The organism is Lysobacter defluvii IMMIB APB-9 = DSM 18482 (assembly GCF_000423325.1).
GTDB lineage: Bacteria > Pseudomonadota > Gammaproteobacteria > Xanthomonadales > Xanthomonadaceae > Novilysobacter > Novilysobacter defluvii.
Genome location: NZ_AUHT01000005.1, coordinates 54,525 through 77,367, shown reverse-complemented (window position 1 = coordinate 77,367; position 22,843 = coordinate 54,525). Strand labels below are relative to the sequence as shown.

The 22,843-nt window shown below is 69.8% G+C and carries 21 protein-coding genes and 2 tRNA genes; 15 read left to right on the top strand and 8 right to left on the bottom strand.

The window, feature by feature from the left end:
* The first annotated feature begins 43 nt into the window (after nucleotides 1-43).
* The 6 genes from rpsP (at nucleotide 44) to G545_RS0102620 (ending at nucleotide 4,135) form a co-directional block, all read left to right on the top strand.
* The gene (gene rpsP, locus G545_RS0102645; protein ID WP_027069033.1) at nucleotides 44-319 is read left to right on the top strand and encodes a 30S ribosomal protein S16; all 276 of its coding nucleotides are present in this window, start codon (nucleotides 44-46) and stop codon (nucleotides 317-319) included.
* A gap of 37 nt (nucleotides 320-356) precedes the next feature.
* The gene (gene rimM, locus G545_RS0102640; protein WP_027069032.1) at nucleotides 357-878 is read left to right on the top strand and encodes a ribosome maturation factor RimM; all 522 of its coding nucleotides are present in this window, start codon (nucleotides 357-359) and stop codon (nucleotides 876-878) included.
* Nucleotides 879-1,017: 139 nt separating this feature from the next.
* A complete protein-coding gene (trmD, locus tag G545_RS0102635; protein ID WP_027069031.1) occupies nucleotides 1,018-1,758 on the top strand; it encodes a tRNA (guanosine(37)-N1)-methyltransferase TrmD in 741 nt (246 codons plus the stop codon).
* Between the two features lie 198 nt (nucleotides 1,759-1,956).
* Nucleotides 1,957-2,430: a 50S ribosomal protein L19 gene (gene rplS / locus G545_RS13290; protein ID WP_052106505.1), complete on the top strand. Its 474-nt coding sequence runs from the start codon at nucleotides 1,957-1,959 to the stop codon at nucleotides 2,428-2,430.
* 97 nt (nucleotides 2,431-2,527) lie between these two features.
* Nucleotides 2,528-2,932, top strand: a complete 405-nt coding sequence (locus G545_RS0102625; protein WP_027069030.1) for an RNA-binding S4 domain-containing protein — start codon at nucleotides 2,528-2,530, stop codon at nucleotides 2,930-2,932.
* A gap of 42 nt (nucleotides 2,933-2,974) precedes the next feature.
* Nucleotides 2,975-4,135, top strand: a complete 1,161-nt coding sequence (locus G545_RS0102620) for a trans-sulfuration enzyme family protein (protein WP_027069029.1) — start codon at nucleotides 2,975-2,977, stop codon at nucleotides 4,133-4,135.
* A 177-nt stretch (nucleotides 4,136-4,312) separates the two neighbouring features.
* Here G545_RS0102620 and G545_RS13285 read toward each other — a convergent pair whose 3' ends face one another.
* The 3 genes from G545_RS13285 to G545_RS0102600 form a co-directional block, all read right to left on the bottom strand.
* On the bottom strand, nucleotides 4,313-5,842 hold the full coding sequence (locus tag G545_RS13285; protein ID WP_052106504.1) for a catalase: 1,530 nt from the start codon (nucleotides 5,840-5,842) through the stop codon (nucleotides 4,313-4,315).
* A 291-nt stretch (nucleotides 5,843-6,133) separates the two neighbouring features.
* The gene (gene mutS, locus G545_RS0102605; protein ID WP_027069028.1) at nucleotides 6,134-8,722 is read right to left on the bottom strand and encodes a DNA mismatch repair protein MutS; all 2,589 of its coding nucleotides are present in this window, start codon (nucleotides 8,720-8,722) and stop codon (nucleotides 6,134-6,136) included.
* Between the two features lie 48 nt (nucleotides 8,723-8,770).
* Nucleotides 8,771-10,213, bottom strand: a complete 1,443-nt coding sequence (locus G545_RS0102600) for a diguanylate cyclase (RefSeq protein WP_027069027.1) — start codon at nucleotides 10,211-10,213, stop codon at nucleotides 8,771-8,773.
* Nucleotides 10,214-10,294: 81 nt separating this feature from the next.
* On the opposite strand from G545_RS0102600, the gene G545_RS0102595 reads away from it, so the two are divergent.
* The 8 genes from G545_RS0102595 to G545_RS0102560 all read left to right on the top strand — a co-directional run bounded on the left by G545_RS0102595 (nucleotide 10,295) and on the right by G545_RS0102560 (nucleotide 16,738).
* Complete coding sequence (locus G545_RS0102595) at nucleotides 10,295-10,795, top strand: CinA family protein (protein WP_027069026.1); 501 nt, start codon at nucleotides 10,295-10,297, stop codon at nucleotides 10,793-10,795.
* Between the two features lie 192 nt (nucleotides 10,796-10,987).
* Nucleotides 10,988-11,626: a transcriptional repressor LexA gene (gene lexA / locus G545_RS0102590; protein WP_027069025.1), complete on the top strand. Its 639-nt coding sequence runs from the start codon at nucleotides 10,988-10,990 to the stop codon at nucleotides 11,624-11,626.
* 159 nt (nucleotides 11,627-11,785) lie between these two features.
* Nucleotides 11,786-12,820: a recombinase RecA gene (gene recA / locus G545_RS0102585; RefSeq protein ID WP_027069024.1), complete on the top strand. Its 1,035-nt coding sequence runs from the start codon at nucleotides 11,786-11,788 to the stop codon at nucleotides 12,818-12,820.
* Entirely contained in the window at nucleotides 12,817-13,287 is a 471-nt protein-coding gene (gene recX / locus G545_RS0102580) for a recombination regulator RecX (RefSeq protein WP_027069023.1), read from the top strand. The genes recA and recX overlap by 4 nt, the downstream gene beginning before the upstream one ends.
* 150 nt (nucleotides 13,288-13,437) lie before the next feature.
* Nucleotides 13,438-16,092 (top strand): alanine--tRNA ligase, encoded by a 2,655-nt coding sequence (gene alaS / locus G545_RS0102575; protein ID WP_027069022.1) that lies wholly within the window; start codon nucleotides 13,438-13,440, stop codon nucleotides 16,090-16,092.
* Nucleotides 16,093-16,225: 133 nt separating this feature from the next.
* The gene (gene csrA, locus G545_RS0102570; protein WP_027069021.1) at nucleotides 16,226-16,429 is read left to right on the top strand and encodes a carbon storage regulator CsrA; all 204 of its coding nucleotides are present in this window, start codon (nucleotides 16,226-16,228) and stop codon (nucleotides 16,427-16,429) included.
* A 56-nt stretch (nucleotides 16,430-16,485) separates the two neighbouring features.
* A tRNA-Ser gene (locus tag G545_RS0102565) sits at nucleotides 16,486-16,578 on the top strand.
* 83 nt (nucleotides 16,579-16,661) lie between these two features.
* Nucleotides 16,662-16,738 (top strand) — tRNA-Arg (locus tag G545_RS0102560).
* A gap of 53 nt (nucleotides 16,739-16,791) precedes the next feature.
* Here G545_RS0102560 and G545_RS0102555 read toward each other — a convergent pair.
* Together G545_RS0102555 and thiD are read right to left on the bottom strand one after the other, a co-directional pair.
* Nucleotides 16,792-17,625 carry an alpha/beta hydrolase family protein gene (locus tag G545_RS0102555; protein ID WP_052106503.1) on the bottom strand — a complete coding sequence of 278 codons (834 nt, stop codon included), beginning with the start codon at nucleotides 17,623-17,625 and terminating at the stop codon, nucleotides 16,792-16,794.
* Complete coding sequence (thiD, locus tag G545_RS0102550; protein ID WP_027069019.1) at nucleotides 17,625-18,440, bottom strand: bifunctional hydroxymethylpyrimidine kinase/phosphomethylpyrimidine kinase; 816 nt, start codon at nucleotides 18,438-18,440, stop codon at nucleotides 17,625-17,627. Before thiD ends, G545_RS0102555 begins: the two co-directional genes overlap by 1 nt.
* A gap of 46 nt (nucleotides 18,441-18,486) precedes the next feature.
* On the opposite strand from thiD, the gene G545_RS0102545 reads away from it, so the two are divergent.
* Nucleotides 18,487-20,151 carry a SulP family inorganic anion transporter gene (locus G545_RS0102545; RefSeq protein ID WP_027069018.1) on the top strand — a complete coding sequence of 555 codons (1,665 nt, stop codon included), beginning with the start codon at nucleotides 18,487-18,489 and terminating at the stop codon, nucleotides 20,149-20,151.
* A gap of 97 nt (nucleotides 20,152-20,248) precedes the next feature.
* On the opposite strand, the gene G545_RS0102540 is transcribed toward G545_RS0102545, so the two are convergent.
* From G545_RS0102540 to G545_RS0102530, 3 genes are read right to left on the bottom strand one after another with little or no spacing between them, the layout of a single operon-like run.
* Nucleotides 20,249-21,643, bottom strand: a complete 1,395-nt coding sequence (locus G545_RS0102540) for a PhoH family protein (RefSeq protein WP_027069017.1) — start codon at nucleotides 21,641-21,643, stop codon at nucleotides 20,249-20,251.
* Between the two features lie 14 nt (nucleotides 21,644-21,657).
* A complete protein-coding gene (locus tag G545_RS0102535) occupies nucleotides 21,658-22,146 on the bottom strand; it encodes a peroxiredoxin (RefSeq protein WP_027069016.1) in 489 nt (162 codons plus the stop codon).
* A gap of 8 nt (nucleotides 22,147-22,154) precedes the next feature.
* Complete coding sequence (locus G545_RS0102530; RefSeq protein WP_027069015.1) at nucleotides 22,155-22,715, bottom strand: glycine cleavage system protein R; 561 nt, start codon at nucleotides 22,713-22,715, stop codon at nucleotides 22,155-22,157.
* Nucleotides 22,716-22,843 lie beyond the last annotated feature (128 nt).

Here is a 22,843-nt window from a genome sequence, read left to right as displayed (position 1 = left end):
CTTACCCCGTCATACCGGCGGCTGGGCAACACAGGAAAACACCATGGTCAAGATCCGACTGGCACGCGGCGGCGCCAAGAAGCGCCCCTTCTACCACATCGTCGTCACCGACAGCCGCAGCGCACGCAACGGCCGCAACATCGAGCGCGTCGGGTACTACAACCCGGTCGCCACCGGCGGCGAGCAGCGCATCGTGATCGAGGACGAGCGCGTGAAGTACTGGGTCTCCAACGGCGCGCAGATGAGCGACAAGGTCGCCGCGCTGTACAAGGACCACCAGAAGGCAGCTGCCGCCGCCCCGGCGGGCGAAGCAGCCTGAGCCGAGTGCCGCGCGCCCGCCGCGCGGCCCTGGACGCATGAACGATCAAGGGCGCCGCATCCTGCTTGGTAGGGTTGCAGGCGCCCTTGGCTTGCGTGGGGAAGTGAAGCTCGAGTCCTTCACCGACCCGCGCGACGCCATCTTCGACTACCAGCCCTGGACCCTCGTGGACGCCCGCGGCGCCGAGCGCACGACGGGCCGCGTGTCGGGCAAGGTCCAGGGCAAGCACATCGTGGCCCGCTTCCCCGGCGTGGATGACCGCGACGCGGCCGAGGCCCTGCGCGGCCTGGAGATCCACGTTCCCCGCGAGCAGCTTCCCAGGGCAGCGCCCGGTGAGTTCTACTGGGCGGACCTGGAAGGCCTGCGCGTGCTGAACACCGAAGGCGTCGAACTCGGCCGGGTCTCCCACCTGTTCTCCACCGGCGCCAACGACGTGGTCGTGGTGCGCGGCGGCGAGGCCGAGCACCTGGTTCCCTTCGTGCGTCCCCAATACGTGGTGGACGTGGACATCGGGGCCGGGACGATGACGGTCGACTGGGACCCCGACTGGTCCACCTGACTTTCCCTTCTCCTGCTTGCGGGAGACAAATCGGCAGGGACTGCCGATTTGGACGGCGAAGCCGCCCGGAGGGCGAGCCACATGGATGTGGCGAGTCAACGTGCCCGAGGGGCGGATAAGGGCGTCCCAAGGACCCAAGATGCGCATCGACGTAATCACCCTGTTCCCCGACCTCATCGCCCAGTGCGCCGCCTTCGGTGTCACCGGCCGCGCCCTTGAGCGCAGCCTGCTGTCCCTCCACGCCTGGAACCCCCGCGACTACGCCGAGGGCAACTACCGCCGCGTCGACGATCGTCCCTTCGGCGGCGGACCGGGCATGGTCATGCTGGTCGACCCATTGCGCCGCGCGATCCAGGCCGCCCGCGAAGCTGCCGAAGGTCCGGTCCGGGTGATCTACATGAGCCCCCAGGGGCGCCGCTTCGACCAGGACAAGGCCCGCGAGCTCGCCGGCCTGGAACGCGTGGTACTGCTGTGCGGCCGCTACGAGGGCGTGGACGAGCGCCTGGTGCAGGCCGAGGTCGACGAGGAGCTGTCGATCGGCGACTACGTGCTGTCTGGCGGCGAACTGGCCGCGGCCGTGGTGGTCGACGCCGTGGCGCGTCTGCAGGACGGCGCCCTGAACGACGCCGAATCCGCAGAGCAGGACAGCTTTCAGGACGGCCTCCTCGACTGCCCCCACTACACCCGCCCCGTGGAGCACGAACTCGGCAAGGTCCCCGACGTCCTGCTCTCCGGCAACCACGCCGAGATCGCCAAATGGCGCCGCGAGCAATCCCTCCGCCGCACCCTGGAACGCCGCCCCGAGCTCCTCGACGAAGCCCCCCTGACCAAGGCCGACCTCAAACTGCTCGACGCGATCCGCAAGGGCAGGGGGCAGTAAGCCCCACCCTTGGGCGCTACTGGGACGTACGGCGAACCACGACACACCCCACGTTCCCGGTTCCCTGTTCCCGGTTCCCGCTCCTACCCGCGCCCCTCCTTGCGCCCGCCCCCTCCAACCCCCCATAATGCCCGGCTTCATGCCATGACGCGGGTCCACGTGCACTCGCGCATACAACCATTCCAACAGGCCACCACCATGAACAAGCCCTCCATCAACACCCTGCTGCAGGAGTTCGAGTCCCAGCAGATCCAGCGCGAGCTGCCCGCCTTCGGCCCCGGTGACACCGTCGTCGTCAACGTGAAGGTCAAGGAAGGCAACCGCGAGCGCGTGCAGGCCTACGAGGGCGTGGTCATCGCGACCAAGAACGCCGGCCTGAACTCGGCGTTCACCGTCCGCAAGATCTCCCACGGCTTCGGCGTGGAGCGCGTGTTCCAGGTCCACAGCGCGACCATCGATTCGGTCGAGGTCAAGCGCCGCGGCAAGGTCCGCGCCGGCAAGCTGTACTACCTGCGTGGCCTGGAAGGCAAGAAGGCGCGCATCAAGGAAGACCTGGCCGGCAATGCCCGCGCCAAGGCCCTGGCGCAGGCCCAGGCCGCGAAGGCCGCCGAGCAGGCCGCCAAGGCCCCGGCCGCCCCGGCCGAAGAGGCCCCGGCTGCCGACGCCGAGTAATACCGACGCAAGTCGTGCACGACGGCCGCCCTTGGGCGGCCGTTGTCGTTTCCGGGTTCAGGCCGTGCCCACCGTGGGCGAGGCATCATGGCGCTGCATGGACCGTCCCGAGCAAAACGAAACCGTCCGCCTGGACCTGTGGCTGTGGGCCGCGCGCTTCTTCAAGACCCGCAGCCTGGCAAAGCAGGCGGTCGAGCACGGAAAGATCGAAGTCGGCGGCCAGCGGCCCAAGCCGTCCCGCGCAGTACGCGTGGGCGACGCGCTGAAGGTCACGCGCGGCGACGAGGTGTTCGAACTGGAAGTGCTCGGGCTTAGCGACACCCGCGGCCCGGCGAAGGTCGCGCAGGCGCTGTACGCAGAATCGGACGCGTCGCGCCAGGCGCGCGAGGAGGCGAGGGCACGCCGCGCCGCCGAGCGCGTCGGGTACAAGCCGCCGGAGGGCAGGCCGGACAAGCGAGCACGCAGGCTGATCCGCGCGCTCGGGGACATCGACGCACTGTGAGGACGCGTTAGCATCCGGTCTCCACAACAGGGGCCCTGATGCATGCGTCGTTTCCAAACCACCGCCGTCCACGCCGGTCGCGAGGATTTCACGGAGCTGGGCGTGCACGCGCCCCCGATGGACCTCTCGACCACCTATCCCGTGCGCGATCTTGCCGAGGGGGGCGAAAGCTTCTCCGCGCTGGTGGGAGGGCAGGCGGAAGCGGCCAACCCGATCTACGCGCGCCTGCACAACCCGACGGTGGCGCGGACGGAGCGGGCGATCGCCGCGCTGGAGGGGACGCAGGCCTGCGTGGCCTACGGCTCGGGCATGGCCACGCTCACCGCGGTGCTGATGGCCCGCCAGGCCCACGGCCGCCACGTGCTGGTGGTGCGCCCGCTGTACGGCACCTCGGACCACCTGTTGGCGAGCGGGATGTGCGGGCTGGAAGCCGAGTTCGTGCATCCGGAGGACATCGCGGCCAGGCGCCGCGACGATACCGCGCTGGTGGTGATCGAAACGCCCGGCAATCCGACGCTGGACCTGGTCGACATCAGGGCGGTGGTGGACGCAGCGGGCGACGTGCCGGTCCTGGTGGATTCGACCTTCGCCACCCCCGTCCTGCAGAACCCCGCGAACCTGGGCGCCCGCTACGTGCTGCACAGCGCGACCAAGTTCCTCGGCGGCCACGGCGATGTGATCGCGGGCGTGGTCTGTTGCGCGGAAGAGGACGCCGCCCCCTTGCGCACCATGCGCGCGGCGACCGGCGCCCTGTTGCACCCGATGGCCGCGTTCCTGCTGCACAGGGGACTTCCGACCCTGCCGCTGCGGGTGGAGCGTGCGCAGGCGAACGCGAAGGAGTTGGCCAGGCGGCTTCAGGGCCATCCGGCCGTTGCCGCGGTGTACTACCCGGGGCTCGGCACAGTCCGCAACGCGGAGCTGGTGGGTACCCAGATGTGCGGCCCGGGGACGCTGATTTCCTTCGAGGCCAGGGGCGGCCACGACGCCGCCGCGGCGCTGATGTCGAAGGTCAAGCTGATGACCCCGGCGGTGAGCCTGGGTTCGGTGGACACGCTGATCCAGCACCCGGCGGGCCTCACCCACCGGATGCTGGACGAGGCAACCAGGAAGTCGACCGGGATCACCGAAGGGCTGCTGCGGCTGTCGGTCGGGATCGAGGACGTCGAGGACCTGTGGGAGGACCTCGACGCCGCGCTGGGTTGACGCTATCCCCTCTCCCGCTAGCGGGAGAGGGTTGGGGTGAGGGGCTTTTGCTCTTGCTTGCGTACGAGCAAAGCTACCCTCATCCGCCCCTACGGCGCACCTTCTCCCGCAAGCGGGAGAAGGGCAGGGCTTCGGACAGCACCTGGTTGAGAACCTGGATCTCCTCCATCACCCGGCTCATGCCGGGAGGCCCTCATCCGCCCTTCGGGCACCTTCTCCCGCGAGCGGGAGAAGGGAATCCGGCGCCGGCAGTAGGGCGAGTGCCGCCGCGACGCCGGCACCGTAGGCGGGATCCGCCTTCGTGCAGTGGTCAATGTGCCGCTGGCGGATGAAGTCGGGCACGCCGGCCATGGCCCGGGCGGTGTTGTCGAACAGGCGCTGCTGCTCGTCGGGGGTCATCAGGCGGAACAGGTCGCCGGGCTGGGTGAAGTAGTCGTCGTCCTCCTCGCGGTAGTCCCAGTTGTCGGCGGGGCCGTCGAGCGCCAGCGCGGGCTGGCGGTACTGAGGTTGTTCGCGCCACTGGCTGAAGCTGTTGGGCTCGTAGCTGACGCTGGTGGCCGGGTTGCCGTCCACGCGCATGGCGCCGTCGCGGTGGTAGCTGTGGAAGGGGCAGCGCGGCTTGTTGACCGGGATCTGGTGGTGGTTCACGCCGAGCCGGTAGCGCTGTGCATCGCCGTAGGAGAACAGCCGGCCCTGCAGCATCCGGTCGGGCGAGAAGCCGATGCCGGGCACCACGTTGGCGGGGGTGAAAGCCGCCTGCTCGACCTCGGCGAAGTAGTTGTCCGGGTTGCGGTTGAGCTCCCACTCGCCGACCTCGATCAGCGGATAGTCCTTCTTCGACCACACCTTGGTCAGGTCGAAGGGATGGAAGCGGTAGGTCGCTGCATCGGCTTCAGGCATGACCTGCACGAACAGCTTCCACTTGGGGAACTCGCCGCGCTCGATCGCATCGAACAGGTCGCGCTGGTGGCTCTCGCGGTCGCTGCCGACCAGCACGCCGGCCTCGGCGTCGGTCAGGTTGCGGATGCCCTGCTGGCTGACGTGGTGGAACTTCACCCAGAAGCGCTCGCCGGCCTCGTTGACCAGGCTGTAGGTGTGGCTGCCAAAGCCGTGCATGTGGCGGTACGAGGCCGGGATTCCGCGGTCGCTCATGACGATGGTGACCTGGTGCAGCGCCTCGGGCAGCAGGGTCCAGAAGTCCCAGTTGGCGACCGGGTCGCGCATGTTGGTGCGCGGGTTGCGCTTCACCACGTGGTTGAGGTCCGGGAACTTCAGCGGGTCGCGGAAGAAGAACACCGGCGTGTTGTTGCCGACGAGGTCCCAGTTGCCCTCCTCGGTGTAGAAGCGGGTAGAGAAGCCGCGGATGTCGCGCTCGGCATCCGCCGCGCCACGCTCGCCGGCCACGGTCGAGAAGCGCACGAACATGTCGGTCTTCTTGCCGATCTCCGAGAACACCTTCGCGCGGGTGTAGCGGGTGATGTCACCGGTCACGGTGAAGGTGCCGTACGCGCCGGAGCCCTTGGCGTGCATGCGGCGCTCGGGGATCACCTCGCGGTCGAAGTGGGCGAGCTTTTCCAGGAACCACACGTCCTGCAGCAGCATCGGGCCGCGGCGGCCGGCGGTCTGGACGTTCTGGTTATCGGCAACGGGAGCGCCGGCGGCGGTGGTCAGCGGCGGCGGGGTCCGGGAGTCGAAAGGCTTGGTCATGGTCGGGTCCTGAATAGGGGTGCCGGACCAAGGTACGCTGCTGTGATAGGGGAGGGAAATCGATTGTTGGGAACTGATTGATAGTCCTGATCTATCAGCCTGGCGCGCATAGTCCCCTCTCCCGCTTGCGGGGCGAGGGCGTGTTGCTTACGCGCCACTGGCGCGGGCCGGGGCGCGGAGCGGGGCTAGGGTGAGGGGAGCTTTTGATCTTTCTCCAAAAAAGCAAAAGCAGCCCTCATCCGCCCTTCGGGCACCTTCTCCCGCAGGCGGGAGAAGGGAGAGGGAAGGGAATCAGGCGAGTCCCTTCAACCGATACAACGCCTCCAACGCCTGCTTCGGCGTCAGCTCGTCCGGATCCAGGGCCGCCAGCGCCTCCAGCGCGGCCGAGGACGGGGCGAACAGCCCCATCTGCGCCGGTGCATCCAGCGCCGGGGCCGCCATCGAGGGCCTCGGTGCATCCCGGCTCTGCGACTCCAGTTCCGCTAGCCGGCTGCGTGCCTGGCTGATCACCGCCTTCGGCAGCCCGGCCAGGGCCGCTACCTGCAATCCGAAGCTGCGGTTCGCGGGGCCGTCCTTGACCGCGTGCATGAACACCAGGCCGTCGCCATGCTCGACCGCGTCCAGGTGCACGTTGGCGATGCCGCTGCCCCCGGTGTTGTTCGGCTCGCCGGCCAGGGTGGTCAGTTCGAAGTAGTGGGTCGCGAACAGGGTCCAGGCGCGGTTGGCGTGGGCAAGGTGGCGGGCGCAGGCCTCGGCCAGGGCCAGGCCGTCGTAGGTGGAGGTGCCGCGGCCGATCTCGTCCATCAGCACCAGCGACTGGTCGGTGGCGTGGTGGAGGATGTAGCTGGTCTCGCTCATCTCGACCATGAAGGTCGACTGGCCGCGGGCGAGGTCGTCGCCGGCGCCGATGCGGGTCAGGATGCGGTCGATCGGGCCGATCACCGCGCGCGAGGCGGGTACGAAGCTGCCGATGTGGGCGAGCAGCACGATCAGCGCGTTCTGGCGCATGTAGGTGCTCTTGCCGCCCATGTTCGGGCCGGTGATGACCAGCATCCGGCGGTCGGGATCGAGCACCAGGTCGTTGGGCTCGAACGGCTCGTCGCGCACCGCCTCGACCACCGGGTGGCGACCGCGCTCGATGCGGATGCCCGGCTCGTCGTCCAGCTCCGGGCGCGACCAGTCCAGTTCGGTCGCGCGCTCGGCCAGGCCCGCCAGCACGTCGAGTTCGGCCAGTGCGCCGGCGCAGCGCTTGAGCGGCTCCAGGTGTCCGCCGAGGACGTCCAGCAGTTGCTCGTACAGCAGGCGCTCGCGGGCGAGGGCACGCTCGCGCGCGGACAGGACCTTGTCCTCGAAGGCCTTGAGCTCCTCGGTGATGTAGCGCTCGGCGTTGGTCAGGGTCTGGCGGCGGGTGTAGTGGGTCGGCGCCTTGCCGGCCTGGGCCTTGCTGATCTCGAGGTAGTAGCCGTGGACCCGGTTGTAGCCGACCTTCAGGGTCGGGATGCCGGTCGCCTCGCGCTCGCGGGTCTCCAGGTCGACCAGGAACTGGTCGGCGCTGGTGGACAGGCGGCGCAGTTCGTCGAGTTCGGCGTCGTACCCTTCCGCGAAGATGCCGCCATCGCGGGCCAGCACCGGCGGCTGTTCGACGATCGCGTTCGCCAGCAGGTGGGCATTGGCCTCGTGCTCGCCCAGTTCCTGCGCGAGCTCCGCCAATCGCGGCGAGTCCAGCGGTGCCAGCACGGCGCGCACGTCCGGCAGCATCCCGAGGCCGTCGCGCAGGGTCGACAGGTCGCGAGGGCGCGCGCTGCGCAGGGCGATCCGGGACAGGATGCGCTCCAGGTCGCCCAGGCCGCGGAAGCGCTCGCGCAGCGCGTCGCCGGCGCCGGATTCGATGAGCGTCTGCACGGCATGGTGGCGCCGGCGCAGGGTGGGGCGATCACGCAATGGCCGGTGCAGCCACCGTCGCAGCAGGCGCCCGCCCATCGGGGTCACGGTGGAGTCGAGGACACCCAGCAGGGTGTGGCGGGTGTCGCCGTCAGTGCGGGTGTCCAGCTCCAGGTGCCGGCGGGTGGCGGCGTTCATCGCAATGGCACCGTCGCCGGACTCCACCGCGATGGAGGTCAGGTGCGGCAGCTGCTGCTTCTGGGTTTCCTCGACGTAGCCCAGCAGGGCGGCGGCCGCGGCGATCGCCTGCGGGCGCTCCTCGATGCCGAAGCCGGACAGGTCATGGGTACCGAAGAAGCGCAGCAGCTGGCGGCGGCCGGAGTCGGCGTCGAACAGCCAGGGCGCACGGCGGCGCACGCCGGTGCGGGAGGTGGCGAACGCCGGCCACCCCTCCTCGTCGGGAAGCAGCACCTCCGCCGGCTCAAGCCGCGCGAGCTCGGCTTCCAGCGCGTCCTCGCCGGCCACCTCATTGACCAGGAAGCGCCCGCCGGCCAGGTCCGCCCAGGCCAGGCCATATCCGTTCTTCCCGCGCGAGACCGCCAGCAGCAGGGTGTCGCGCCGCTCGTTGAGCAGTGCCTCGTCGGTGACCGTGCCCGGGGTTACGATCCGCACCACCTTGCGCTCGACCAGCCCCTTGCTGGTGGCCGGGTCGCCGACCTGCTCGCAGATGGCGACCGACTCGCCCAGTGCCACCAGCCGGGCCAGGTAGCTCTCCGAGGAGTGGTGCGGCACCCCGGCCATCGGAATCGGCTGCCCGGCCGAGGAGCCGCGCTGGGTTAGGGTGATGTCGAGCAGCCGCGCGGCCTTGCGCGCGTCGTCGTAGAACAGCTCGTAGAAGTCGCCCATCCGGAAGAACAGCAGCACGTCCGGATGCTCCGCCTTGGCGGCGAAGAACTGCTTCATCAGGGGGGTGTGCTCGGCGGGCTTCTCGGCGGACATCGGTTCCGGTGCGGGGCGGGTCGGAACCGGTCATTGTGCCCGATCCCCCTACGCCCCCGGCGGATCCGGCAGGTCGTCCACGGCGAGCACCACGCAGTCGCGGCCGCGCTTCTTGGCCTGGTACATCGCCGCATCGGCGCGGGCGAGCAGGCGCTCGTAATCGGGGTGGCCGTCGTGCATGGCGACGCCGATGCTCACCGTCAGCGGCAGGGTGGTGCCGTCGGTCAGCATCGCCGGGGACGTCGCGACGCGCTGTCGCAGGTTCTCGGCGATGGTGAGCGCCTGCTGCTGGTTCACCGAGCCGAGCACGGCCACGAACTCCTCGCCGCCGTACCGGAACAGGTAGTCGCTGCCGCGGGTCGCCTGCGTCAGCACCGTCGCCAGGTGGTGCAGGGCGCGGTCGCCGGCCTCGTGGCCGTGGCGGTCGTTGATCGGCTTGAAGTGGTCCAGGTCCAGCAACAGGACCGCGAAGCCGTTGCCGGAGCGGCGGCAGTGCTCGATCTCGCGCCGCAGCACGGTCGGCAGGAACCGGCGGTTGAGCAGGCTGGTGAGTGCGTCGCGACCGGCCTCCAGGTCGCCGATGTTCTCGAAGATCAGGCCCATCATCGAGCGGATCCGGGCCACGCTGGTGCGCACATCGCCCAGCAGCTCCTGGCGCACCGCGGGGGCGTCGCAGGCGGGCAGCATCTCGCGCAGCTTCGCGTCGATGCCGTCCATCAGCGAGACGATCTCGCGGGTCTCGTCGGTATGGCCGAAGCTCGGCAGCGCCTTGTGGGTGAACCACAGTCCGAACTCGGAGCGCCGCAGCCCGCAATCGTCCGCGCTCGTCGAGGTGCGGCCGGCGATCGCGTAGAGCAGGGCATTCTCCCAGTCCAGCAGCAGGGCGCGCTGGCGCTCGCGCTCGGTACTGATGTTCTGGATCAGCGAGAACAGCCGGTAGGAGGCGTCGATCGCGTTGGAGCGCTCGCGGGCGCTGACGTAGGCCTGGGTCATGATCTCCAGCGCCAGGTCCACCGAGTGGCTGACCAGCACCGAGGCCGACAGGGCCAGCCCGGGATCGTCGGCCAGCTCTTCGATGCGGTGGTACAGGCGGTTCTTGAGCTCGCGCGCACCGCGGCTGACCAGGTCGACCGGGATCCCGATGCGGGCGTGCACGTCACCGACTACCCGTTGCCGGGCGACCAGCGAATCGACGTCGCCCGCGGTGGCCGTGAGCACCTCGCGCAGCCAGTTCTGCATCGAGGGCTTGAGCCGGTCACGGACCTTCTCCACCGACAGGAACCGGCTCGCACGCGGGTCGGACATCATCCCGCCGTAGAAGTGGTCGGCCATGTCCGGCAGCGTGCGCTCGGCCACCCGGGCGAACAGCGGCGGGATCTCCGGCCGCGCGGAACGCAGCAGCGCCCGCCAGGCATTGGCCAGCTGCGGGTCATCCGCGATGGAGGGGCCGGTGGGTTCGTCGTGCTCGGCGCGGGAGGCGGACTGTTCCATTCGTCGGGCGGTGCGGGAGGACCGCGCATTCTCACAGACAGGGCGTCACGGTGACGGCCAGCGCGCCGGTATAGTTCACGGATGAGCAAGCACATCACCGACGAATCCGTGCAGGAACTCGCCACCCGGGTGGGCGCCGCCGCCCAGCGCATGCGCCACCGGGTGGTGGCTGCCGAGAGTTGCACCGGGGGCTGGATCTCCAAGGCGCTGACCGACATCGCCGGCTCCTCGGCGTGGTTCGAGTGCGGGATCGCCGCCTATAGCTACGAGGCCAAGCAGGCCCTGCTCGGCGTGCAGCCGGCGACGCTGGAGGCGCACGGCGCAGTCAGCCGGGAGACCGCGATCGAGATGGTCTCCGGCGCGTTGGTGCACTCCGGAGCCAGCCTCGCGGTGGCGGTGACCGGGATTGCCGGACCGTCCGGCGGGACCGAGGAGAAGCCGGTCGGCACGGTGTGGATCGCCTGGAAGAAGCGCGGCGGCTACCCGACGGCGGTGGTCTTCCATTTCGACGGCGACCGGGAGCAGGTGCGCCGGCAGACCGTGGAAGCCGCCCTGCACGGGCTACTCGAACTGGCCGCCTGACCGGTAGGGCGCAATAGGCACCCCTCGGGTGCCGTATTGCGCCGCATGGTGAACCGCCGCGAACCCCATGTACGCCCTGGCATGTGGTGCCACGCCACCGCGGGCCACGCCGCGAACGTGTAGATACGGTGCAATACGCCGCCGAGAGGCGGCTATTGCACCCTACAGGGTGCGTGGGTAGTATTGCTACCAATGAACCTCACCGACACACAGGCGGCGATCCTCGACTTCATCGCCTCGCGCATTGACGCGGACGGCCTGCCGCCGTCGCAGACGGAAATCGCCCGGGCGATGGGCTTCGCCAGCGTACGCGCGGCGCAGTACCACCTGGAGGCACTGGAGCAGGCCGGTGCGATCGAGCGCATCCCCGGCAAGGCCCGCGGGTTGCGCGTGCTGCACAGGGGCGGCGAAGAGGCAGCAGCCCCTCCGGCAAGCGGTGGCGACGCGCTGCGCCTGCCCGTGCTGGGCCGGGTTGCCGCAGGGTCGCCGATCGGTTCGGCGGCGGGGCCGGAGCCCGACGACTTCGTGCTGCTGGACCGCAACCTGTTCGCGCCGGCGCCCGACTACCTGCTGAAGGTCGAGGGCGACTCCATGCGCGACGAGGGCATCTTCGACGGTGACCTGATCGGGGTCCACCGCACCAATGACGCCCGCTCCGGGCAGATCGTGGTGGCGCGGGTGGACGAGGAGATCACCGTCAAGCTGCTGAAGCTGGGCAAGGACGGCATCCGCCTGCTACCGCGCAACCCGGACTACGCGCCGATCCAGGTCGGGGCCGACCAGGACTTCGCGATCGAGGGCCTGTACTGCGGCCTGGTCCGGCGGGGCTGAGGGCGTGGCGCGGGCTTTTCCCACGCGCAGGGCCACCGCCGGCCGATTCCGTCGCCCCACGAAGGCCTCCAGACTCCCTCCACGCGCAGTCGCAGCCCCTGCGACCGGCCGCGTCCAGACTCCACCACATCCAACCCCCTGATCCGAGGAAACGCCACGATGGACGAGAACAAGAAGCGCGCGCTTGCCGCCGCCCTGGGCCAGATCGAGAAGCAGTTCGGCAAGGGCTCGGTCATGCGCATGGGTGACCGCGTGGTCGAGGCCGCCGAGGTCATCGGCACCGGCTCGCTGATGCTCGACATCGCCCTTGGCATCGGCGGGCTGCCGAAGGGCCGCGTGGTCGAGATCTACGGTCCGGAGTCCTCGGGCAAGACCACCCTGACCCTGCAGGCCATCGCCGAGTGCCAGAAGGCCGGCGGCACGGCCGCCTTCATCGACGCCGAGCATGCGCTCGACCCGGTCTACGCCGCCAAGCTGGGCGTCAACGTCGACGACCTGCTGCTCAGCCAGCCCGATACCGGCGAGCAGGCGCTGGAGATCGCCGACATGCTGGTGCGCTCGGCCGCGGTGGACATCGTGGTGGTCGACTCGGTCGCCGCGCTCACGCCCAAGGCCGAGATCGAGGGCGAGATGGGCGACCAGCTCCCCGGCCTGCAGGCCCGCCTGATGAGCCAGGCGCTGCGCAAGCTCACCGGCAACATCAAGCGCTCCAACACCCTGGTGGTCTTCATCAACCAGCTGCGGCACAAGATCGGGATCATGATGCCGGGCCAGAGCCCGGAGACCACCACCGGCGGCAACGCGCTGAAGTTCTACTCCTCGGTCCGCCTCGACATCCGCCGCATCGGCGCCATCAAGAAGGGCGACGAGATCATCGGCAACCAGACCAAGATCAAGGTCGTCAAGAACAAGATGGCCCCGCCGTTCAAGCAGATCGTCACCGAGATCCTGTACGGCCAAGGCATCTCGCGCGAGGGCGAGCTGATCGACATGGGCGTGGAGGCCAAGCTGGTGCAGAAGGCGGGCGCCTGGTACAGCATCGGCGAGGAGCGCATCGGCCAGGGCAAGGAGAACGCCCGCCAGTACCTCAAGGACAACCCGGAGCTGGCGGTGAAGCTCGAGGCCGAGCTGCGCGAGAAGTTCGTGCCCGCCGAGGCCCGGCCGGGCGACGACGACGCTGCCGCCGAAGAGTGAAGCGAGCGCGGGGCAAGCGGCCGCCCCAGACGCCCGTGCAGCGGGCGCTGGGCCTGCTGGTGCGGCGCGAGCACTCGCGCCGTGAGCTCAGCCGCAAGCTGGTCGCACGCGGGCTCGATGCCGAAGAGGTCGCGGCCGCCGTCGACCGGCTGGCCGAGGCCGGCTGGCAGGACGACGACCGCTTCGCCGAAAGCCTGGTCCGCCAGCGTGCGATGAGCGGCTACGGTCCGTTCCATATCCGGGCCGAGCTGGGTACCCACGGGCTCGACAGCGCCCAGATCGAGGCGGCGATGGACAGCTTCGACGGGGACTGGCTGGAGAACGCCCGCGACCTGGCGCGGCGCCGGCAAGGCGAGGACTTCGCGGCGGACCCGGTGCGGCGGCGCAAGGCCGCCGACCTGCTTGCCCGCCGCGGCTTCCCGGGCGACCTGATCCGCCAGGTCACCCGGCTCGAGGACGAGTGGTAAGCAGGACGCGCCGGGCGGGCTGAACGGAGCTTGCCGGCATGCCTCGGCGCGGTTTCCCGGCGCCCACCGGCCGGGCGCGCCCTGATACGCTAGGTCGATTGCCTCCGCCCCCGACCGGCGGGGCCTCGACCCGTCCAAACCGCCGCCGTGATGAACACACAAGCCGTACGCAGCACCGCCGAGATCCGTCGCGAATTCCTGGAGTTCTTCCGCGAGCGCGGCCACACCGTCGTGCCTTCCGCTCCGCTGGTCCCGGCCAACGACCCGACGCTGCTGTTCACCAACTCCGGGATGGTGCAGTTCAAGAACGTGTTCCTGGGCAGCGAGAAGCCCGGCTACGTGCGCGCCGCCGACGTCCAGCGTTGCCTGCGCGCGGGCGGCAAGCACAACGATCTCGACCAGGTCGGCTACACCGCCCGCCACCACACCTTCTTCGAGATGCTGGGCAACTGGTCGTTCGGCGACTACTTCAAGGAAGACGCGATCCGCTGGGCCTGGGAGCTGCTCACCGGGGTGTGGGGGCTTCCTGCCGAGCGCCTGACGGTCACCGTCTACCAGACCGACGACGAGGCCTACGCCATCTGGCGCGACCAGATCGGCGTGCCGGAGGAGCGGATCATCCGCATCGGTGACAACAAGGGCGCGCCGTACGCCTCGGACAACTTCTGGCAGATGGCCGATACCGGCCCGTGCGGTCCGTGCACCGAGATCTTCTACGACCACGGCGAGCAGTACTTCGGCGGCCCCCCGGGTTCCCCCGACGAGGACGGCGACCGCTTCATCGAGATCTGGAACCTGGTCTTCATGCAGTTCGACCGCCAGCCCGACGGGACCCTGGCGCCGCTGCCGGCCCCGTGCGTGGACACCGGGATGGGCCTGGAGCGCATCGCCGCGGTGCTGCAGGGCAAGCACGGCAACTACGAGATCGACATCTTCCAGCGCCTGATCGCCGCGGCCGCCGAGCTGACCGGCACCGCTGACCTGGACCACAAGTCGCTGCGCGTGATCGCCGACCACATCCGCGCCTGCGCCTTCCTGGTGATCGACGGCGTGCTGCCGTCCAACGAGGGCCGTGGCTACGTCATGCGCCGCATCATCCGCCGGGCGCTGCGCCACGGCTGGATGCTCGGCCAGAAGCAGCCGTTCTTCCACCGCATGCTCGGCCCGCTGATCGAGGTGATGGGCGAGGCCTATCCGGAACTCTCGCACCGGCGCGACTTCATCGAGGCGACGCTGCGCGCCGAGGAGGAGCGCTTCGCCGAAACGCTCGACTCGGGCATGCGCATCTTCGACGACGTGGCGTCCCGTTCACACGGGACCATCCCGGGCGCCGATGCGTTCCGCCTGTACGACACCTACGGCTTCCCGCTGGACCTGACCCAGGACATCGCGCGCGAGCGTGGATTGGAGGTCGACGTGGAAGGCTTCGACGCGGCGATGGAGCAGCAGCGCCAGGCGGCCCGTGCCGCCGGCCGGTTCGGCAATGCCGGTGCGATGCCGGCGGAGCTGGCGGCGCAGTTGCCGGCGACCGATTTCCTCGGCTACGAGGCGCTGGACTCCGACGGGCTGCGCGTGCTCGCGCTGCTGCGCGACGGCCGCGCCGTGGAGTCGGTCGAAGAGGGCCAGGAAGCGGTCGTGTTCCTGGACCGCACCCCGTTCTACGCCGAGGGCGGCGGGCAGGTCGGCGACATCGGCGTGCTCGAAAGCCAGGGCGCCCGCTTCAAGGTCGACGACACCCGCAAGTTCGCCGGCCAGTTCCACGGCCACGTGGGCACGCTGGAGGCCGGCACGCTCCGCGTCGGCGAGTCGCTCGCGGGCCGCGTGCATGGTGACCGCCGCGCCGCGACGGTGCTCAACCACTCCGCCACCCACCTGCTGCACGCCGCGCTGCGCCAGCTGCTGGGCGAGGGCGTGGTGCAGAAGGGTTCGCTGGTGGCCCCGGACCGGTTGCGCTTCGACTTCTCCCACGGCCAGCCGGTGACGCCGGAGCAGCTGGCGGAGATCGAGAAGCGGGTGAACGCCGAGATCCGCGCCAACCACCCCACCGAGGCCCGCCACATGGGCATGCAGGAGGCGCTGGAGTACGGTGCCATCGCCCTGTTCGGCGAGAAGTACGGCGACCAGGTCCGCGTGCTGCGGATGGGCGACGCGTCCACCGAGCTGTGCGGCGGCACCCACGTCACGCGCACCGGCGACATCGGGTTGTTCAAGATCCTGTCCGAAGGCGGCGTGTCCGCGGGCGTGCGCCGCATCGAGGCGGTGACCGGCCAGGGCGCGCTCGACCACGTCGCCGCCGAGCAGGCGCGGCTGGCGAGCGCCGCCCGGCTGCTGGGCGGTACCACTGCCGAGGTCCCCGACAAGCTGCAGGCGCTGCTCGAGCGGCAGAAGAAGCTCGAGCGCGAGCTCGACACGCTCAAGGCGCGCGCCGCCTCCGGCGCGACCGCGGACCTGGGCGCTTCGGCGGTGGACGTGGACGGGATCAAGGTGCTGGCGGCGCGGGTCGAAGGCCTGGACGCCAGGTCGCTCCGCGATGCGCTCGACCGGCTCAAGCAACAGCTGGTCGATGCCGTAATCGTCCTTGCCGGTGTGCGCGATGGAAAGGCGGCACTGGTGGCAGGCGTCAGTGGTTCGGCGCTGGGCCGGGTCAAGGCCGGCGAGCTGCTCTCGCACGTGGCGGGGCAGGTCAATGGCAAGGGCGGTGGCCGCCCGGACATGGCACAGGGCGGCGGCGAGGACAGCCCCGACCTGGTGCCGGCACTGGCCGGGGTCCCTGGCTGGGTTGCCGGCAAACTGGGCAAAGCCTGACCCGTGACTTCCTTCGCTTGTCGCTTGCGACCGGCGAAGGCGACACTTCGCGTTTATATCCGGGAGTTGGCGTGGCTGTCACGCGCCCGGGTGCATATTCCGGCGCCCAGGGCGTCGGCCAAGGAGAACACCAATGCTTATACTGACGCGTCGCGTCGGTGAGACCCTGATGATCGGCGATGCGGTCACGGTGACCGTGCTCGGGGTCAAGGGCAACCAGGTCCGGATCGGCATTACTGCGCCGAAGGACGTAGCGGTCCATCGGGAGGAGATCTACCAGCGCATCCAGCGCGGCGAGGAGCCGGGGCAGGACGCGACGGAAGAAGACGCTCCCTGAGGGTTTACCAGGCAGGGGGGAGCCGTTATGCTTCCCGCCCGCACAAGGTTTCGTGCGGAGAGTTGCCCGAGTGGCTGAAGGGGCTCCCCTGCTAAGGGAGTATAGGGTTTATAGCTCTATCGAGGGTTCGAATCCCTCACTCTCCGCCAGTTGCACACGTCGCTTCCGAGCGGCGGCAGCCTGAAAAAGCTGTTGACGGACGCAGCATCTCCCGTCATAATTTTTCGACTACGCGCCCGTAGCTCAGCTGGATAGAGCACCAGGCTACGAACTTGGGGGTCGGAGGTTCGAATCCTTCCGGGCGCGCCAGAAAGAACAAAAAGCCGACGGCATCCGCCGCCGGCTTTTTTGTTTTTCCCGGCTCAGTCGCCGGCCAGTGCGTCCGCCACGCCAGCAGGCGCCTGCATCCAGGAAAAGTGATCCGGCTCCGCGCCGGCGGCGTCCCGGTCGAGTTCCATGATCGTGGGCCGCGCCTGCGGCATCTTGCCCACGAGGAACAGGAGCGAGCCCCGCGGCGCCATCCAGTCTTCGGCCAGCACCACCGCCCGGACCCTCGGCGCGGCGCGCGCCAGCGCGGCCTCGAGGTCCACGTCCAGTCCGCGCGCTGCGTAGCGCCCGGACAATCCGCTGCGCGCCCAGTCGTGGATGACCCCGCGTGCCTCGTTCCCGCCGAACCCGAGCCTGCGGCCAGGCAGTGCACCCAAGCGGCGGGTAAGCCACGGCAGGAACCGGTACACCAGCGGCAGGCCCCAGCGCAGCGGGGTGGGAAAGGCGCGCCAGTACGGCGCGCCGCTGCCCACCAGCCACAGGCCTGTCGCGCTGGCGGGATGCAGGGCAAGGCTGCACGCGGCCAGCTGTCCGCCCAGGCTGTGCCCGCCCAGGCGCGTGTCAGTGGTATCGGGCAGCGCGTCGCGCATCGCCTGCAGGCTGGCCGGGATGTCCTCGGCCAGCAGCTCGCGATACCCCCAGTCGCAGCCGCGCCCCGCGCGCAGGTTGCTGCTGCCCGCACCACGCCACTCGTGCAGGAACACCGCCACGCCGCGCTCCGCAAGCGCCTCCGCCAGGGGCACGTAGTTGCGGGCCGACACGCCGAGCGCAGGCAGCCACAGCAGCCGCAGGCGCGGCGCGTCCGGAATGCGGGCGATCAGTTCCCACTCGTGCGCACCGGCGTGAACCGGGAGCTGCAGCGCTCGCATCAGCAGCGGGCGGCGCCGAAGTGGTCCAGCACCACCACCTTCCCCTTGCCGGGGCGGTAGCTGCCGCGCAGGGCGCGGTGGACGTAGTCGGAGGCGTCCACGCACGCCTGCCGCATCGGCTTGCCCAGCGCCAGGTTCGCGGCCACGGCCGAAGCGAGCGTGCAGCCGGTGCCGTGCGATTCCAGGTCCAGCCTGGGATGGGTGATCACCTCGGTGGTCGATTCGTCGACGAACAGGTCCGGGACTTCGTTGCCGCCGTCCTCCAGGTGGCCGCCCTTGAGCAGGACGGCGGCCACGCCGGAGGCGCGCAGCTCCCCGGCGGCCTCGTGCATTGCCGCGAGGTCCGGGATCGCGTGGCCGAGCAGCAACTCGGCCTCCGGCAGGTTCGGGGTGACCAGTGACGCAAGCGGCAGCAGCCGATCGCGGACGGCATCGAGCGCGTCGGCTTCCAGCAGGCGGGCGCCGGAGGTGGAGATCATCACCGGGTCCACCACCACGCAGGCGGGGCGGTAGTGCTCCAGCGCGTCGGCGACGGCGTGGATCACCGCGGCGTTGGCCAGCATGCCCAGCTTCACCGCGGGAATGCGGAAGTCGTCGAAGCAGGCATCGAGCTGCGCGCGCAGGAAACCCGGATCGGGCACGTGCACGGCGGTGACCCCGCGGGTGTGCTGCGCGGTGAGCGCGGCAAGTACGCTGAGTCCGTGCACGCCATGGGCGGCGAAGGCCTTGAGGTCGGCCTGGATGCCCGCGCCGCCACCGGAGTCGGAGCCGGCGATGGTCAGCGCGCAGGGCGGGAGGAAGTGATCGGTCTGCATGCGCGCCATTGTCTCCGATCCGTGCGGGCGGTCCTACAATGGCGGGATGATCGCCATCCGCGAGGCCTGGCGCGCCGGCCTGTTCAAGCGCGCGCACTGGGCGCCCAACATCGGCGCCGGACTCATCGTCGGCGTGGTGGCGTTGCCGCTGGCGATGGCGTTCGCGATCGCCTCGGGGGTGAAGCCCGAGCAGGGCCTGTACACCGCGATCATCGCCGGCGCCGCTGTGGCGCTGTTCGGTGGCACCCGGATCCAGATCGCCGGCCCGACCGGCGCCTTCATCGTCATCCTGGCGGGGGTGGTCGCGCAGTTCGGGGTGGAAGGCCTGCTGCTGGCCACGCTGATGGCCGGCGTGATGCTGGTGCTGATGGGGCTGGCCCGCTTCGGTGCGGTGATCCGCTACATCCCCGACCCGGTCATCGTCGGTTTCACCGCGGGCATCGCCGTGATCATCTGGGTGGGGCAGTGGCAGTACTTCTTCGGCCTGCCCGACGTGCCGGGCGAGCGCTTCTACCAGACGGCCTGGAACCTGCTGCGGGCGCTGCCCGGGCTGCACGTGCCGACCACGCTGGTGGGGCTGGGTAGCCTCGCGCTGGTGCTCTGGGGACCGCGGATCCCGGGCCTGGGGAAGGTACCCGGTCCCTTGCTGGCGATGGTGGCGGCGACGGTGTTCATCACCGCGTTCCCGCTCCCCGGCGTGGCGACGATCGAGTCAACTTTCGGCGCGATCCCGCGCGGGCTGCCTTCCTTCGCCTGGCCCGAGATGAGCTTCGACAAGGTGGTGATGCTGCTGCCGGCGGCCTTCACCATCGCCATGCTCGGGGCGATCGAGTCGCTGCTGTCGGCGGTGATCGCCGACGGCATGGCGGGCACCCGCCACGACTCCAACCAGGAGCTGGTGGGGCAGGGGATCGCCAACATCCTCTCGCCGCTGTTCGGGGGCATCGCCGCCACCGGCGCCCTGGCGCGCACCGCCACCAACTTCCGCAACGGCGCCACCGGGCCGCTCGCCGGCGTGGTGCACTCGGTGTTCCTGGTGTTGGTGCTGCTGGTGCTCGCCCCGCTGGCCGGCAGGGTGCCGCTGGCTGCCCTGGCCGCCATCCTGTTCGTGGTGGCCTGGAACATGAGCGAGGCGCGGCGCTTCCTGCGCATGGCCCGCCGCGCGCCCCGGCCGGACATGGCGATCCTGCTGATCACCTTCGCGCTGACCATCGTCACCGACCTGGTGGTGGCGGTGAACATCGGCGTGATCCTGGCGATGTTCGAGTTCCTGCGCCGGATGTCCGCCAGCGTCGAGGTCGTCGAGGAGAAGCCGCAGTCGCTGCGGCGCGAACTGGAAGGGCTCGGCATCGAGTCGCTTCCGCCGGGGGTGATGGTCTACTCGATCAACGGGCCGTTCTTCTACGGCTCGGTGGACTCGCTGCAGCGGGCGCTGTCGTGGGGCAGCGAGCCGCCGCGCTACCTGGTGCTGCGGCTGGAGCGCATGCCGGTGCTCGATGCCACCGGCATCAAGCGCCTGGAATCCACCGTCGAGTCACTGGGAGGGCGCGGCGTGCACGTGGTGCTGGTCGGCGCCAACCAGCGCGTGCTGCGCAAGCTCGTTCGCGCGGAACTGGTGTCGCGCGACGATGAACCGCCGCGGTATTTCGCCGGATTGGCCGAGGCCCTGTCCTGGGTCGCCGCACGGCCGGACACGCGTAGGGTGCAATAGCCGCCCTCGGGGGCGGCGTATTGCACCGGATGGCGAACCATGGCGCCCGCTCCGGCGCTCGGTGCGATACGGCTGCGCCTATCGCACCCTACGGGGGTCACAACACCTCGGATGCGTAGTCCGCCAACCGCGAGCGCTCGCCCCGACGCAGGGTGATGTGCGCGGCGTGCGGCCAGTCCTTGAACCGGTCCACCGCGTAGGTCAGCCCCGAGGTGGTCTCGGTCAGGTACGGGGTGTCGATCTGCTCGACGTTGCCGAGGCAGATGATCTTGGTGCCCGGGCCGGCGCGCGTGACCAGGGTCTTCATCTGCTTGGGCGTGAGGTTCTGGGCCTCGTCCAGGATCAGCCAGCGCGAGAGGAAGGTGCGCCCGCGCATGAAGTTCAGCGAGCGGATCTTGATCCGGCTGGCCAGCAGGTCGTTGGTGGCCTGGCGGCCCCAGCTGCCGCCCTCCTGGTCCTGGGTGAGCACCTCGAGGTTGTCGGTCAACGCGCCCATCCAGGGCGTCATCTTTTCTTCCTCGGTGCCCGGCAGGAAGCCGATGTCCTCGCCAACGCTCACCGTCGCGCGGGTCATGATCACCTCGCGGTAGCGCCGCTCGTCCATCACCTGGGCCAGCCCCGCGGCGAGCGCCAGCAGGGTCTTGCCGGTGCCGGCGGTGCCGAGCAGGGTGACGAAGTCGATGTCCGGGTCCATCAGCGCGTTGAGGGCGAAGTTCTGCTCGCGGTTGCGCGCGCTGATGCCCCACACCGAGTGGCCGCTGCGATAATCCTCCACCAGCCGCAGGCGGACGCGATCGCCGTCGACCTCCATCACCTGCAGCTCGGCCTCCTCCTCGCCGGGCAGGTAGACGAACTGGTTGGGATACCAGTCCTCCCCGTCGGCGGCGGTGAGCTCGTACCAGGTGCGGCCGCGCTCGGTCCAGGACTTCAGGTCGGTGCCGTGGCCGCGCCAGAAGTCGGGCTCCAGCTCGCGCGCGCCGGTGTAGAGCAGGCTGAAATCGTCGAGGGCGCGGTCGTTCTCGTAGTCCTCCGAGTCGATGCCGGCGATCGCCGCCTTGATCCGCAGGTTGATGTCCTTGGAAACGAACACCACCGGCATGTCCGGCTCGGCCTCCTTCAGGGCCAGGATCGCCCCGAGGATGGCGTTGTCGGGCACCACCGCGCCGAAGCGCTTGCCGGCGTCGAAGTTGCCGGTCTGGAAGCGCAGGCAGCCGGCGCTCTGCGCCCCGCGCAACTGCAGCCCCTGGGGGCGTTGCAGCGGGACCCCGGCGGTGACCTGCCCGGTGCCGGCGGCCTCCACCAGCTCGTTGAGGAAGCGGCTGACCTGGCGTGCGTTGCGGCTGGCCTCGGAGGTGCCCTTCTTGCCGTTGTCGAGCTCCTCGATCACCTGCATCGGCAGGTAGACGTCGTGCTCCTCGAACTTGAACAGCGCCGTGGGGTCGTGCATCAACACGTTGGTGTCGAGCACGTAGATCCGCTTGCCTCGGGTCATGTTGGGGCTTCCGGTCAGGGCTGCTGGCGTGCCTTCAATTCGTCGAGCACGGCCTGGGCGTGGCCTGGCACCTTCACCGGCTGCCAGCGGTGGGCGACGACGCCCTCCGGGTCGATCAGGAAGGTGCTGCGCACGATGCCCATCACCTTCCGGCCGTACATGTTCTTCTCCGCGATCACGCCGAAGGCGTTGCAGACGGTTTCTTCCTTGTCGGCCACCAGCTCGAACCGGAAGCCCTGCTTGGCGCGGAAGTTGGAGTGGGTCTTCGCCGAGTCGCGCGAGACGCCGAGGATCTCCGCGCCCAGCGCCTGGAACTCCGGCAGCAGCGCGTCGAAGTCGCGGCCCTCGGTGGTGCAGCCGGGCGTGTGGTCCTTCGGATAGAAATACAGCACCAGCCACTTGCCGGCGTACGCGCCCAGGGTGGTGGTGCTGCCATCGGAGAGCGGCAGTTGCAGGCCTGCCGGAACCCTCGCGCCCGCGTCGGGCGAATCGGTCTTGCTCATTGCGCTCCTCAGAACTTCATCGGGTCCATGATGGCATCGAGGTTGAGGTGGTCGCAGAACTCCAGGAAGTCGTCGCGCAGCGCGGCGATGTGCATGCGCGCCGGCACGCCGATGGTGACCTGGGCCGAGTACATGTCCGCGCCGGTCTGCATCGCCCGGTAGCGGGAGCAGTGCAGGCTCTCGATGCTGATGCCCTGGCGGTCGAAGAAGTCGGCGAGCTGGAAGGTAATGCCCGGCTTGTCGGCGGCGACCACCTCGACGATGTAGGGCAGCAGGTCGGTCTGCACCTGCTTGTCGCCGGTGCGGTACCACATCAGCTTCAGGCCGTCCTCGCGCTCCAGCCGCGACAGCGAGGATTCGAGCTTGGCGATCGCGTCCCACGAACCCACCGCCAGCGCGGTCAGGGTGATGTCGCGCCCCACCGTCGACAGCCGCGCGTCGAGCATGTTGCACCCGCTGTCGGCCACGCGCCGGGTCACCTGCAGCAGTGGGGACTGCGGATGCGTGGTGAACGCATTGATGAGCAGGTGGTTCTCGTTGGTGGTCGGGCGTGGGGTGGGGTCGTTCAAGGCATCGCCTGTGCGGAAGGGGCGGTCGCGCCGGGCCGGCGCCGTGCAAACGGACGCGCCGCCCCAGGGCGGGCGGCGGCTCGGAGCCAGCATACTTGCCGCTGCTTTCGGGCCGCAAGTAACATCCG